We start from the raw sequence: 14637 nt of genomic DNA on the forward strand, positions 1-14637 counted from the left end.
ACCATAAAGTCGTTGCCCAGCCCATGCATTTTGGAAAATTGCACGCGATTCTCCATCATCACGGCAGCAGGTGCTCCCCGCGCCATAAATCGCTTAATTGCTCTCGTTCGCGGATCAGATAAGCCTTATCACCATCAACCAGCACTTCAGCCGGACGCACCCGCGAATTATAATTAGAGCTCATACTAAAACCGTACGCACCGGCAGAGCGCACTGCCAGCAGATCGCCGGCAGCAATAGACAACTCACGCCCTTTGCCAAGAAAATCACTGGTTTCGCATACCGGCCCGACAACATCATACACCGCACTCGGGCGCACTAAACTGGCATTCACCGGAATGATTTTCATCCACGCCTGATACAGCGCAGGGCGTAGCAGGTCATTCATACCCGCATCTACAATCGCAAACTGACGATCACCGGCCGCTTTCAGGTACTCAACCTGCGTCACCAGTACACCGGCATTGGCCATGATCACCCGACCCGGTTCAAACACCAGTTCAAGCTGTGGCCGATCAGCAAGCTTACTCAGTAACGCGGCGGCATAATCAGCCGGTGGTGGTGGCGTTTCATCGTTATAACGCACACCCAAACCGCCACCGACATCAACATGTTGCAGCACTATGCCATCATCGGCCAGTGCATCAATCAGGTGTAACAAACGATCAAGCGCATCCATAAAGGGGGCAAGGTCGGTCAGCTGTGAACCGATATGGCAATCAATCCCCACCACTTTCAGGTGTGGCAGATCACGCGCAAGGCGGTAAATCCGCCGCGCATCTTGGTGATTAATGCCAAATTTATTCTCTTTCAGGCCCGTTGAGATATAAGGGTGCGTTTTGGCATCCACATCGGGGTTCACCCGTAACGAAACCGGCGCAATACACCCCAGCTCTCCAGCCACCTGATTTAAACGTTGTAGCTCAGCTTCTGACTCAACATTAAAGCAGCGAATGCCCAGCTCAAGTGCCCGAACCATATCCTCATAGCTTTTTGCTACGCCGGAAAAGACCACTTTACGGGGATCACCACCGGCAGCCAGCACGCGCTCAAGCTCACCGCGCGAAACAATATCAAACCCTGAGCCTAAACGGGCCAGCAGGTTTAATAGCGCCAAATTTGAGTTAGCTTTTACCGCATAGCAAATCAGGTGCGGGTGCCCAGCCACCGCCTGATCAAAGGCGTGAAAATGGCGCTCTACGGTAGCACGTGAATAGACATACAGCGGCGTTGAAAACTGTGCCGCCAGCTCCTCAACAGCAATGCCTTCGGCATACAACTGCTGGTTTCCCTGATAATTGAAGTGATCCAACCTAGCCTTCCTTGATTGATGCAATCGTCTAAATGGCCGTCTCTATTGATGTCAGCTTACGTAACACAACATCATTTGATATAAAATTACGCCGCCGGTACTGCCGTATTTTCACTCACAGGCGCAGACTCGGTTGTCGTGTTGGAAGCAGGTGCTTTCACCGGCGCACTTGGCTGTGCAGGTGCTGGCATATACAACGGCCCTTTTACGCCACAACCGGCCAGAGTAAACAGAGCACATAATGCTAGCGCACGACAAAGAGAATTTTTCATGGGATCGCCTGTTGTTAACGGTTATAAGTTATTTACGCTTGTAAGATCTCTATAATCGCAGCTCGATCATGAAAAGCAAGAGGACACCGACATGAATGACAGCCAATTCCACCAATATGCCGATCAGGTGTGGCAAACACTCGAAGAAAAACTCGATGATATTGATACCGATATCGATTATGAAAATCAGGGTGGCGTGATGACGCTGACGTTTGAAGATGGCAGCAAAATTATTCTCAACCGCCAAGAGCCGCTGCACCAAATCTGGGTTGCCACCAAATTTGGCGGTTTCCACTTTGATTTCCGTGATGAAGAGTGGATCTGCAACCGCTCAGGGGCAGAGTTTTGGGAATTTTTATCGCTGGCATGCAGTACCCAGTCGGGCGAAGAGGTTTCGTTACGCTTGTCTTAATTTTTTATTTGCCGTTTTTCGCGTGCCGTATTTTCATTTACCGTAACTGACCCGCGTCAACGGCAAAATGTCATCACCCGCTATGCCTTTTCGAACCATGCGGTTACATACCAGAGCATGTGCGGGTGATCCCTTTTCGGGATATTTGCCAGTATATTTACTGGTAACGTGCAGATGATCCCGCTGACAGCGGGCTTAAGCCTGCGACTGGTGCAGATTAAACAAAATTTCCGGTGGGAATGTCAGCGTAGGATCGATCACCGCGCCTTCACGTAATTCACCGCTGCGATACGGGTCTATCTGGGTACGGCCATCACGCTGTACCACCTGATAAAACTGCGGCAAATTGAAATTGATAATACTCGCCCCTACGGTCAGCTTATCGTGTGCGGCGGCATAGAAACGGTTTACATCCTGCACCAACTCGTCTTTATTACCTTCACAGTTTTGATAGACCTCGATGCGATTGGCTTCATCTAAAATATAGATATTGAACCCGCGGTCACTGTCTTCAAAGAAGAACTGAATCAGCCCTTCACTGGCATAGGCATCAACAATCGGCGGCAGATGTGGCTCGGCCGTGCCGATCACTAGCGGGAAACCGTGCAGTTTGGTATTTGAGATACAGCCGTAAAAGTCGACGCCATTTTCCAGCTTTTGCACCGACACACCACGGCGCTCAAAGAACAGGCCCCACATCTGACCGGCAACGCGCAATGGTTTAAAGCGTTTTGGTTCAGGGCACTCGCTCGATAAGCGCAAATCAATGCACTCGGCAACGACCTGTGATACACGGTTACGCAAAATGGCCCGCAGATGACGGCTATAGCAAAACACATCGACCGCTTCGGGAAGTGCCGCATCCTGATGCATTTTGCCTAAAATGGTTTTAATGGCATCCAGCAGGCACTCTTCGCCGCGAAAATGCAGGGTACGCACCTCATTCCACGAGTTGCGATACAGCAGATCAATGCTGCCAATTAAGCTCTGCTGCTGCTGGCCAAAGCTAAATACATCAGTCTGGCTAAAATCAAACCGGACTTCGCTGTTGTTAAAATCGGCTGTCGGGTCCACTTCCAGATTGATGATAATACCCAAATGTCTGATTTCACACGGACTATACAGATCTTTTTGGCTCGGCATCGGGCGGCGAATCGGGAAGTGGCTGCGGATATCTTCCACCAGTTGACGCAGCTTGGCTGTGTCACAGGCACTGCCAGAACCTTGCACATGCAGGCGGCTTTGCGGTGTCAGCAGGCCGTTAAAATAGCTCCAAGCCACCAGTTTGCTCAGGTAGCGGTTGTACTCTAAGCTAGGCCGGCCGGCTATCTCAAAAATCAGCGGTGCTTTGTTATACAGATACCAGCCTTTCGGGTTGGAACGCCCTTCTGGAACTTGAATAAAGGTCAGATCGCGCTCTGACAGATCAGGGGAAATCTGTGGGTTCACCAGCGTGACTTTACCCGGCAAGACTTCAAATGCCGCATACAGTTTACGGGTCAGTACCCCAATATCTTCCGGGCTGGCACTGACACTGATATTGTGCCGCCGCGCAAAACGGATCAGATTACGGTAGCTCTGCATTAATGCGTCAAGCAGCTCATTGTGTGCTTCACGCACCTGCTCAATCTTCCAGTTAGCGCGATCATCGAGCTTGCGCAGTTTTGCCTCGCTCCAGCCCCAGTCGGCCACCAGCGTTTGTAAGATCTCGCGCCGCCAGCAGTGACGGGTGGCCGGTTGCGAGAGCTTTTCGCACACCTTCAGATAAAAACAGCGGCGTGCCAAATCAAGGCGGGTTTCATCCCCCACAGATTGCAAATAGCGGGTCACACGGCCAAGCATCATGCTGTAGGCATCGAGACCATAGCCGATAATATTGCCCTCGTGCATGCACTGCTTCATCTCTAACGCCAGTAGCTGTGTCTCCGGATATTCACAGGAGTACGCTTCTAGCAACAGGCTTTTTAATACCGCTTTGTAAGGGGAATCGATACTTTTGTAGAGCTGCCACAAGCTCGCGCCGTAGTACTCGGCTGCCGACAGCTTACCAAGGCCACCTAAATCCAGCCACTCATTGGCATTCAGCGCCCCCTGTGCATACAGCAAAAGCACGTACTCATCGTACTGCTCTTCCATCTCAACGGGCACCATGCTCCACAAAATACGTTTGCCCGCCAAGCGCACGGCGGTGCGGTAGAACTCATCCAGCAGCAGTAAGTGCTGCATCGAGCCGCAATTTTCGGTGCTCAGGGTATCGTATTCGTTATGGCGAAAACGGTTTTCATCGATCAGGAAAAAGCTGATATCAACGCCACGTGAACGCGCCCACTGCTCAAGCAGCATGCACTTATCAAGCAAACGCTGACGCTCATCACGATCAAGCCATGACTGGTGACAAATCCAGATATCCAGATCAGAATCACTGCTTTGGCCAACTGATGAGGTGCTGCCCATTGAATAAATGGCGGTAATCGGAAGCTCGCCGTCTTGCGGCTCTTGGATAGGAACGCCCCACGCGCGCGAACAGTCATCAATAAACTGCTGCTGCATTTCATCAGGCGTGAACAGGCAGACACCGCAGGGAACGGTATCATCAAGGTAGCCTGGCATCATAGGGTGATTGTAATTCAGCAAAACCGGCAATAAGCTGTAAACCTGATGAAAAGCAGGCCCCATCGCTGCCAGCGCACGTTCAACGCGCAGCTGATTCATGGCATCCATTCGCCGTTTGAGTGTTTCAATATACAGGTACAATACGCATTGCCTGACATTTATACCGGCATTCCGGTAACCAACCCACCGACACCATACACATCCGTGTCTTACCCTTGCATTGTACTGTTGCTGCTATATGATGGCGGAAACGTGATCAATTTAACACTTTTCCGCATCACCGTAAAGATAGCAGGGTTTATCTCGACCCCGTAATTGCCCTCTCAGCGCACGATTATCCCCGCTCTTTGTATCGTTGAAAAAACGATTGCTTTCACATTTTTTTTACATCATTTATTTGTAAATGCAATCTTTATCACAATTATTACGATTTTTCTCGCTGTAAAGCGCAAAGAGTGCGATCCGATGCGCTGACACCTAAGGGCTGCCAATGGTAGGATTAACCAATCTCAATCATACGGTTAATAGCATGTCTACTCCGCATCTCAGTCTGTCGCGCATTCGCATTGCCACCCGCCAAAGCCCACTAGCGCTCTGGCAGGCCAATTATGTCAGTGCGCTGTTACGTCAGCATCACCCTGATTTAGAAGTCGAACTGGTGCCGATGGTAACAAAAGGCGATATTATTCTCGATACACCTCTGGCAAAAGTGGGCGGTAAGGGCCTGTTTGTCAAAGAGTTAGAGCTTGCGCTGCTAGAAGATCGCGCCGATATCGCCGTACACTCGATGAAAGATGTACCGGTCGATTTTCCTGCCGGACTGGGTTTGCACTGTATTTGTGAACGTGAAGACCCGCGTGATGCGTTTGTCTCGCATCACTATGCCAATCTTGATGCGCTACCGCATGGCGCGGTCGTTGGCACATCAAGCTTGCGCCGACAGTGCCAGTTGCGCGCCGCACGCCCCGATTTACAGATAAAAGATCTGCGCGGGAATGTCGGCACCCGTTTGGGCAAATTAGACAACCATGAGTACGATGCCATTATCTTGGCTGCCGCGGGCCTAAAACGCTTAGGGCTGGAAACGCGCATTCGTGCCTACCTGAGTGTTGAGCAATCACTGCCGGCTGTCGGTCAAGGTGCTGTCGGTATTGAATGCCGTCAGCACGATGCACGCGTGCAAGCACTGCTTGCGCCACTGAACCATCCGGCGACCGCGTTACGCGTTGCCGCCGAGCGAGCGATGAATACCCGCTTAGAAGGCGGTTGCCAAGTACCGATCGGCAGTTATGCGCTGCTAGAAGGCGATCAGATCTACCTACGGGCGCTGGTCGGCGCGCCTGATGGCACCGAGATTATTCGCGGTGAGATTCGTGGTAACACCGATGCAGCGGAACAACTGGGCATCACACTGGCCGAACAGTTACTGGCACAGGGTGCTGGCCGAATTCTGGCTGAGGTTTATGGCGTATTTGGCTCAACGGTAGCAAGCTCAAGTGCTACAGATCCCAACTCGGTAACGCCAAAATCGACACATGATAACCACGGTAAAGCATGACAATTTTGGTCACGCGACCGGGAGAACCCGGTCAGGCTTTAACCCACGCACTTTCGGCCAGTGGCCGTGCGGCCATTCATGCGCCGCTTTTTACCTTAAGTGCTGGGCGCGAGCTCAATACCTTATCGGCCGCGTTAAACCGCCTGCAAACCGGTGACTGGATCATTGCCGTTTCAGGCAATGCAGTGCGCTATGCACAGCAAACCTTGCAGCAGATTGGTGCGTCATGGCCTGCGGTGCAGTATGCTGCGGTTGGCCGAAGCACCGCCCATGCGCTACAACAGGCTAGCACTCAGCCAGTGCTGTTTCCGGCACAAGATGAAACCAGCGAGGGTCTGTTGCAGGTGATCACCCCACCAGCCATGATGGGCCGGCAGGTGCTGATTCTACGCGGTAACGGCGGGCGGCCTTTACTGGCCGACACCTTCACCACATGGGGCGCATTAGTGACCCTGCACGAGTGCTATCAGCGGTTGCCGATTGAACAGTGCGGTGAACAACTGACCGATATCTGGCAACGGGCCAATGTGAATATCCTGCTGATTACTAGCGGCGAGATATTGCAACAACTGGTTGCCTTAGTACCGAAAACTGAACATGATTGGCTAATATCTTGTCGATTAGTCGTCGTCAGTAAACGTATTGCTGCAATGGCGCAGGCACTCGGATGGACTGAAATAGTGATTTCAGCCCATGCCGATAACCTGTCACTCATTGCCGCAGTTGAACAATTTGAATAACTTGGGATGAACCCTCAATGACGGATCACAAGCCCCAGTCTTCCCCTGCTGCGGATGAACAAGCGACTTCAACGTCAACGCCTCATACTGAATCAGCCATCACCGCTGACAGCAGCAAGACTGCCGCACCACAGGCGCCGGCAAAAACCGAAACCACCGCCAAAAGCGGGCAGACGCTTGGTGCTATCGCTATTGCACTGGTGATCGCCTTAGGCGGCGGGTTGTACTACCACGGCCACCAGCAGAGCGTGACGCAAAACGGTGAGCTGGCACAGATGCAGCAGAAGGTTGATACCCTGACCAATGCCCTGACTGAATCACTGGCTAACCAGAAAAAACTGGCCAGCGAAATGAGCAGTGACATCAACCAAACTCTTGCGCGTGCCAAGCAGACCCAAGCCGAACAAGAAGAGCAGATCCAGACCCTACAGCGTCAACTGACCGAAGTGGCTGGCCGCCGCTCGAATGACTGGTTACTGGCGGAAGCTGACTATCTGGCCAAAAATGCCGGCCGCAAACTGTGGATGGAGCAAGACATCACCTCTGCCGGAGCACTGCTCAAAAGTGCCGACCTGAGTGTGGCTCAGATGAATGATCCTAGCCTGCTGCCGATTCGTCAGGCACTGGCGGATGATATTTCCACCCTCTCGGCCATCACCACAATCGATACCGATGGGTTAATTCTCAGCATCACCAGCCTTGCCAATCAGGTCGATAACCTGAAACTGGCCGATACCCAACTGCCGCCGGCAGAGGGTGCTACCGATGATCTGGGTTTAAGCCACTCGATTCGTGATTGGAAATCTAACCTGATCAAGAGCTGGGATAGCTTTGTGGATGACTTCATCACCGTTCGCCGCCGCGACGGTGCCGTTGAACCGCTGCTCGCCCCGAACCAAGACTACTATTTGCGCGAAAACATCCGCCAACGTCTGCAAATGGCAGCGATGGCCATTCCGCGCCATCAAAACGAGCTGTATAAGCAATCGTTGGAAAAAGTCGATACGTGGGTGCGCTCCTACTTTGATATGCAAGACAGCAGCACACAGGCATTTTTAAATGAAATTGGCAGCCTGAGTGAAGAGTCTATTTATGTCGATCTGCCGCAAAGCTTAAAGAGCCAGCCGTTGATCGATGATGCTCTGCAAACGCGCGTACGCAATCTGCTGGCTCAGCCTTCCGTAGGCCAAACTCCAGCAGCACCTGCCACCAGTGTCCCTGCTGCCGCACCGGCTGCACCGGTACTTAACTAACTGGGAGCCGTTATGACGCGGATATTTATACTGTTAGCCATTATTATCGGCGGCCTGATTATCGGGCCACAATTTGCCGGTCATCAGGGCTATGTTCTGATTGTTGCAGGCCCTTATACGGTTGAGATGAGCCTGACGAGCATGATCATTTTAGTGATCTTAACGCTCGCCGCCCTGTTTATCCTTGATACCGTATTACGCCGCATAGTGCGCTTTGGTTCATCAACACAAGGCTGGTTTGCCCGCCGTAAACGTAATCGCGCCCGTAAACAGACCATTGCCGGCCTGCTCAAGCTAACTGAAGGCGATTACCAGCAGGCCGAGCGCCTGATGGCAAAAAGTGCCGAGCATGCCGATCAACCGGTCGTTAACCTGCTGATGGCTGCTGAAGCTGCGCAGCAGCGTGGCGATAACCTCAACTGCAATCAGTATCTGCACCGTGCCGCCGAGCTAGCCGGCAGCGATACTCTGCCGGTTGACATCACCCGCGTGCGTCTGCAACTGGCACAAGGTGAGATCCATGCTGCCCGCCACGGTGTCGATAACCTGCTGGCGGTCGCCCCACGCCATCCGCAGGTTTTGCGTTTAGCGCAGCAAACCTATTCACAGGCCGGTGCCTATGCCGCTCTGCTTGATCTGCTGCCACAGCTGACCAAATCCAACCTGTTCAGCGAAGATGAGCTGACGCAAATTACCCTTGAGGCTGAAAATGGCCTGATGAGTAAAGCAATGCATGAGAACGGTAGCGAGGGGTTGATGGGCTGGCTGCGTAATCAGCCACGTAAGCGTCGTACCAATCCCGATACACTGGCACTGCTGGCGGGTCATTTGATTGAGTGTGATGATCACTACCACGCGCAAGCCGTTATCCTCGACGGGCTGCATAAGCAGGCACACCCACAGTTGCTGAAAACTATCAGCAAACTGCACCCGAGCGATCCGGCGGCAGTCGAAAAAGTGTTGCAGCACCTGCTGAAAAAACAGCCAGATGATGCGCTAATCAACCGCACCCTCGGCCATATTCAGGTTGCACAGGGTGAGTATCAGCAAGCAGAATCTTCGCTGAAAAAAGCGCTGGCCGCTGAACCAGTAGCCAGTGATTATGCATTACTGGCCAACGTCATGGATAAGCTCGGTATGGCACAAGATGCCGGTGAAATGCGCCGTAAAGGTCTTGCTACCTTAGAGTAATCCTTTCTGATAGCGCTAAACTGCGTGCATAAAAAAACCGTCTTCACGATACACTGAAGACGGTTTTTTTTGCCCAAGATCTTAATATCGCACGATTACATTAAATTACAGTAAGCACGCCATTATGATGACGGATGTATAATTGATGTAATAATAGCCCACCTTTACAGCAAGCCCATCACCACTCATCAGATAAACGCAAACGCATCACCGAACAAACGCGCCGGATCAGCATCACGCTGCTCACAGAATAAGTCGCGTGCTACTTTTGCCATTTCAAAACGGCCAGCTATGTAGATATCGTGTGCCGCCAGTGATGAGAAGTCCTGCATCACCGCTGCCAGCACCGTACCACAGCGCCCTTCCCAGCCTGCCTGCGGCTGCTCAATCACCGGGATCACCTGCACGTTCGGGTGCTGTTCTGCCAGCTGATCCAGCTCATCGAGATCGTACAAATGCTGTAACTCACGCCCGCCCCAGTACAGATGCACCTGACGCTGCGGCTGCTGACGCAGCAAGTCGAGCAAAATTGAACGGACATACGAAAACCCCGTTCCACCCGCAATCAAAATCACCGGACGCTCACTGTCAGGCTGATACGCGGCCTCACCAAACGGCATTTCGATCACCAGTGGCTCACCGGCTTTGATCTTATCCATCACCGCCATCGCATAAGGGTTGTGCTCAGATGCGCCAATATGCAGTTCAAGCTCATCGGTATTATCCGGTGTCGAGGCGATCGAAAATGGGCGCTTATCACGCTCACCCATCACCACCATCAAATACTGACCGGCCAGAAAAGAGACTGGATTTTCCGGCACAACACGTACGCGATAGACCGTCTCCGTCATCGGTTCAACCAAAGTGACTTTGCACGAAGTCACGTTACTGCCCAACGTTGTCATAACTCTCCCTCAGCCATTTTGATGGCCTGATTTTATTCTGTTTGTCGATATTTTATTTATCAATGACGATAACCACACGGTAAACCGAGCCTCTGTTTGCGGCAAGCAACAATTCGCCGCACGTGGCCAGCAGATCATATACCGCGCGGCACACGACCACTCGGTAACGGGATTGCCAGCGAATCCCAAATCTCATCAATGCGGGCAACTACGGCCGGATCTTTAACAATCGGCCGCCCCCATTCACGGTCGGTCTCCCCTGCCCACTTATTGGTGGCATCCATCCCCATCTTGGAACCCAAACCGGAAACCGGTGAGGCAAAGTCAAGGTAGTCAATCGGCGTGTTCTCGATCAGCAAGGTATCGCGGGCAGGATCCATACGGGTGGTAATCGCCCAAATCACATCGTTCCAATCGCGTGCGTTCACATCGTCATCGCACACAATCACAAATTTGGTGTACATAAATTGGCGTAAAAATGACCACACTCCCATCATGACGCGCTTTGCATGCCCCGGATACTGCTTTTTCATTGTCACCACAGCCATACGGTAGGAGCACCCTTCCGGTGGCAGGTAAAAATCAACAATTTCAGGGAACTGCTTTTGCAGCAGCGGCACAAAAACCTCATTGAGCGCAACGCCCAAGATGGCCGGCTCATCGGGTGGGCGCCCAGTATAGGTTGAGTGATAGATAGGGTCGCGGCGCAGGGTCACGGTTGTCACAGTAAATACCGGAAAGCTATCCACTTCATTGTAGTAACCGGTGTGATCACCATACGGGCCTTCAGGCGCAACTTCACCCGCCTCAATATAGCCCTCAAGCACAATCTCGGCCGATGCCGGCACATCCAAATCACTCGACAGGCAACGGACAACCTCGGTTTTGGTTCCGCGCAGTAGTCCGGCAAATGCATATTCAGAGATGGAGTCGGGGATCGGGGTGACTGCGGCTAAAATGGTGGCCGGATCTGCGCCCAGCGCAACGGCAACCGGAAAACGTTCGCCTGGGTGGGCCTGCTGCCACTCCTGAAAATCGAGCGCGCCGCCACGGTGTGATAACCAGCGCATGATCAGTTTGTTTTTACCGATCAGCTGTTGCCGATAAATGCCTAAATTCTGCCGCTCACGGTGCGGGCCACGGGTGACCGTCAACCCCCACGTCACCAGTGGTGCAACATCATCCGGCCAGCAGCGCATGATCGGTAAACGGGTCAAGTCAACCTCATCACCCTGCCACACCACTTCCTGACAAGGTGCGCCCGATAACCGTTTGGTTGGCATGTTCAGTACTTGGCGAAATTTTGGCATTTTATCGAGCAGATCGCGAAAACCTTTCGGCGGCTCAGGCTCTTTGAGAAAGGCCAGCAGTTTGCCGACATCCCGCAGGGCAGCCACATCATCCTGCCCCATCCCCAATGCCACCCGTTGTGGTGTGCCGAATAAGTTGCACAGTACCGGCATGGTATAACCGATTGGGTTTTCAAACAGCAATGCAGGGCCTCCGGCGCGCAATGTCCGGTCGGCAATTTCGGTCATCTCCAGATCCGGTGATACCGGCTGGGTTATCCGAATCAACAACCCCTGTTGCTCAAGAAGCGCTATAAATTCACGTAAATCTTTATATTTCATCGGAGATCCTTTCAGGCGCGGCTACCGGCATTATAAAGAGTTGTGGCGGTAAAACCGAGTACATAACCCGCAGAGGGTGAACAGTACACTTTTTCAACGCAATTTTCTTCGTTTCACCTTCCCGCCATTGTCTTCTTATTCTTGATCGTTGCTGTGTCTTTGCTCTGCATCCCCCAAATCGGTTTTAGCTGTTTCCCAACGCCATGTTTTCCCATAAAAAAACGCGACCCCATAGGATCGCGCTCTTCAATTATGCGGATACGAAAGTGTCTCGGCAATTATGCCAGCAGCAAACGCGCCGCTTCGACCACAATACCTACTGCATCACTTTCAGTCGCTTTCATGGTCTCGGCATTCGGGATCTCTTGCTGGGTACGGTTCACAATCACACCCGCAACCATACCGGCGCGCCAGCCCTGACTTGCACACATGGTCAGCAAAGTGGCCGATTCCATTTCATAGTTCATGACACCCATGGCCTGCCACTCTTTCATTGAGCCTTGGAAACGGCTGACAACACGGCCTGAAACAGTGTCATAGCGCTCCTGCCCTGGATAGAAAGTATCAGAAGAAGCGGTCACCCCGATGTGAGTTTTTGCGCCGCGTGCTTTTGCCGCCGCGACCAGTGCGGTGGTGCACTCAAAGTCAGCCACTGCAGGGAACTCCATTGGCGCAAAATGTAGGCTTGCACCGTCAAGACGAACTGAACCTGTGGTCACCAACACATCACCCACCGCAATGTGTGGCTGAATTGCGCCAGTTGTACCTACGCGTAAAAAGGTATTCACACCCAGTTGAGCCAACTCTTCAACTGCAATTGAGGTTGATGGACCACCGATACCGGTTGAACACACCACCACCGGCTTACCGTCAAGCTCACCTAACCATGAGGTAAACTCACGGTGGCTGGCCAAATGCACCGGATTTGCCATCAGCTCGGCAATTTTTTTTACCCGCTCAGGGTCGCCCGGAATAATGGCCAGAGTTGCGCCTTTTAAATCACTTTTGGTCAAACCAAGGTGGAATACATCTGACTTTGCCATGCAGTTGCTCCTTTTTACTGAATCGGATAAATAAATAGGGTAATGAATAAGATAATCAATAAGGTAATGCACAGGCATGTATACAAAAATAACATGCTGATATCGAATACCCTGATCTCACACAGATACTCTGTACTGTAACGAACAATACGTGTGTTATTTGTGATACATGCTAAACATAAAGGAATACGATACAACAAATTACCTTTTTTATGTGATGTATCTTTTATTTATTCAGACAAATACACCCTGTTTTCCCCCATACATAGACAACAATATAGGGCAATACACCGATAAATTTGATAAACACAGAAACCGCTTGGCGATCAATCTAGAGAGTGGAACAATCTTTTCACGCACTTCGGTGACAAAAAGCAGCATGGCCAATAACCACACCGACATACCCATAACGAACCAATAACAGGAATGTTCTGATCTATGCGTACTGAGACTCCAACTTTGAAAAAACGCGATGGCTTTACCAGCAGCTTTGGCGTTATTGCCGCCACTCTCGGCTCTGCCGTGGGGTTAGGCAATATCTGGAAATTTCCCTATCTAACCGGTGCCAATGGTGGCGCGGGTTTTTTACTGGTCTATCTGCTGGCCACGTTGTTGATTGGCTTGCCGGTGATGATCGCCGAGCTCACGCTTGGGCGAAAAGCCAAAGCCGATGCCATCACCACCTTTACTAGCCTTGCGCCACGCGGTTTTCCTTGGTGGCTGATTGGCCTGTTCGGTGTGACCTGTGCGTTTTTGATTATGGGTTTTTACTCGGAAGTGTCGGCGTGGGTATTTGCGTATATCTTTAAATCCCTTGATGGCTCACTGCTATCAAGTGATCCTGAAACGACCGGTCAAGCCTTTGCCGCACTGATCAGCAACCCGTGGCAATCTCTGCTCTGGCAGTGGCTGGTACTGGCAATGATCGGCGGCGTACTGATTATCGGGGTATCAAAAGGTATTGAAGCGGTCACCAAAAAGCTGATGCCGGTGCTGTTTGTGCTGCTGATTTTGATTGGCCTGCGCAGCCTAACTCTGCCGGGCGCGGCAGAGGGGCTGAGTTTCCTGTTCAAACCCGACTTCTCCAAAATAGACAGCGCCGTCATCCTGACCGCCATGGGGTTGGCTTTTTTCAAGCTCTCTATCGGCATGGGCACTATGTTGACTTACGGCAGCTATTTCCGTGATGATCAGAACATTCCAACCACCGCTGTGCGCGTGATGGCTGCCGATCTGTTTGTCTCTATGCTGGCCGGTATTGCCATTTTCCCCGCCGTATTTAGCTTTGGATTTACCCCGTCTGCCGGGCCAGCTCTGCTGTTTATCACCATTCCGGCGGTCTTCTCGCAAATGCCATTTGGCCATTTACTGATGGTGGTCTTTTTCGTTCTTTCCGCTATTGCTGCCACCGGTGCAATGCTCTCCATTTTGGAAGTTCCGGTTTCAGTACTCAGTGAACGTTTCAAAATCAGCCGCGTTAAATCGGTCATCATTAACGTATTGCTGCTGGCCCTGATCGGCTCAACCTGCGCGCTATCAAACAGCGTACTGGCTGACTTTAAAATTGCCGGCCTCAACATGTTTGATCTGTTTGATGAACTAAGCTCAAAAGTGCTGATGCCAGCCGGCGGGATCTTACTGTGCCTGTTTGTTGGCTGGGTCTGGGGAAAGCAAAATCTTCAACAAGCACTGAGCAATCAAGGCACA

At 51.8% G+C, this 14637-nt stretch carries 11 protein-coding genes and 1 pseudogene; 6 read left to right on the forward strand and 6 right to left on the reverse strand.

Features of this window, described 5'->3' with window-relative positions; translation table 11 throughout:
* Window positions 1-58: 58 nt before the first annotated feature.
* Complete coding sequence (gene lysA, locus ACRC27_RS04970) at window positions 59-1312, reverse strand: diaminopimelate decarboxylase (RefSeq protein WP_438631445.1); 1254 nt, start codon at window positions 1310-1312, stop codon at window positions 59-61.
* An 86-nt stretch (window positions 1313-1398) separates the two neighbouring features.
* The gene (gene lptM / locus ACRC27_RS04975; RefSeq protein WP_438629334.1) at window positions 1399-1584 is read right to left on the reverse strand and encodes an LPS translocon maturation chaperone LptM; all 186 of its coding nucleotides are present in this window, start codon (window positions 1582-1584) and stop codon (window positions 1399-1401) included.
* Between the two features lie 91 nt (window positions 1585-1675).
* Here lptM and cyaY point away from each other — a divergent pair, with 91 nt between their 5' ends.
* Entirely contained in the window at window positions 1676-1996 is a 321-nt protein-coding gene (gene cyaY / locus ACRC27_RS04980; protein WP_438629332.1) for an iron donor protein CyaY, read from the forward strand.
* Between the two features lie 195 nt (window positions 1997-2191).
* Here the strand turns inward: cyaY and ACRC27_RS04985 are convergent, their stop codons facing one another.
* Window positions 2192-4750, reverse strand: a complete 2559-nt coding sequence (locus ACRC27_RS04985) for a class I adenylate cyclase (protein WP_438623268.1) — start codon at window positions 4748-4750, stop codon at window positions 2192-2194.
* A gap of 388 nt (window positions 4751-5138) precedes the next feature.
* Between ACRC27_RS04985 and hemC the strand changes: the two are divergent.
* The 4 genes and pseudogenes from hemC to ACRC27_RS05005 form a co-directional block, all read left to right on the forward strand.
* Window positions 5139-6074: pseudogene (hemC, locus tag ACRC27_RS04990) on the forward strand (hydroxymethylbilane synthase); the annotation flags it as partial.
* A gap of 89 nt (window positions 6075-6163) precedes the next feature.
* Window positions 6164-6907, forward strand: coding sequence for a uroporphyrinogen-III synthase (locus tag ACRC27_RS04995; RefSeq protein ID WP_438623269.1), 744 nt, complete (start codon window positions 6164-6166; stop codon window positions 6905-6907).
* A gap of 17 nt (window positions 6908-6924) precedes the next feature.
* Entirely contained in the window at window positions 6925-8160 is a 1236-nt protein-coding gene (gene hemX / locus ACRC27_RS05000) for a uroporphyrinogen-III C-methyltransferase (RefSeq protein WP_438629320.1), read from the forward strand.
* Window positions 8161-8172: 12 nt separating this feature from the next.
* On the forward strand, window positions 8173-9351 hold the full coding sequence (locus ACRC27_RS05005) for a heme biosynthesis HemY N-terminal domain-containing protein (protein WP_438623271.1): 1179 nt from the start codon (window positions 8173-8175) through the stop codon (window positions 9349-9351).
* A gap of 188 nt (window positions 9352-9539) precedes the next feature.
* Here ACRC27_RS05005 and fre read toward each other — a convergent pair whose 3' ends face one another.
* From fre to udp, 3 genes are all read right to left on the reverse strand, one after another.
* Window positions 9540-10256, reverse strand: coding sequence for an NAD(P)H-flavin reductase (gene fre / locus ACRC27_RS05010; RefSeq protein ID WP_438629316.1), 717 nt, complete (start codon window positions 10254-10256; stop codon window positions 9540-9542).
* Window positions 10257-10390: 134 nt separating this feature from the next.
* Complete coding sequence (gene ubiD / locus ACRC27_RS05015) at window positions 10391-11887, reverse strand: 4-hydroxy-3-polyprenylbenzoate decarboxylase (RefSeq protein WP_438633463.1); 1497 nt, start codon at window positions 11885-11887, stop codon at window positions 10391-10393.
* Window positions 11888-12165: 278 nt separating this feature from the next.
* Entirely contained in the window at window positions 12166-12930 is a 765-nt protein-coding gene (udp, locus tag ACRC27_RS05020) for a uridine phosphorylase (protein ID WP_438623274.1), read from the reverse strand.
* A gap of 438 nt (window positions 12931-13368) precedes the next feature.
* On the opposite strand from udp, the gene ACRC27_RS05025 reads away from it, so the two are divergent.
* Window positions 13369-14637, forward strand: a 1269-nt coding sequence (locus ACRC27_RS05025) for a sodium-dependent transporter (protein WP_438639326.1), incomplete at its 3' end; no start/stop codon positions are given.

The sequence above is a fragment of the Plesiomonas sp. genome, assembly GCF_051650925.1.
Lineage (GTDB): Bacteria > Pseudomonadota > Gammaproteobacteria > Enterobacterales > CAMTGL01 > Plesiomonas.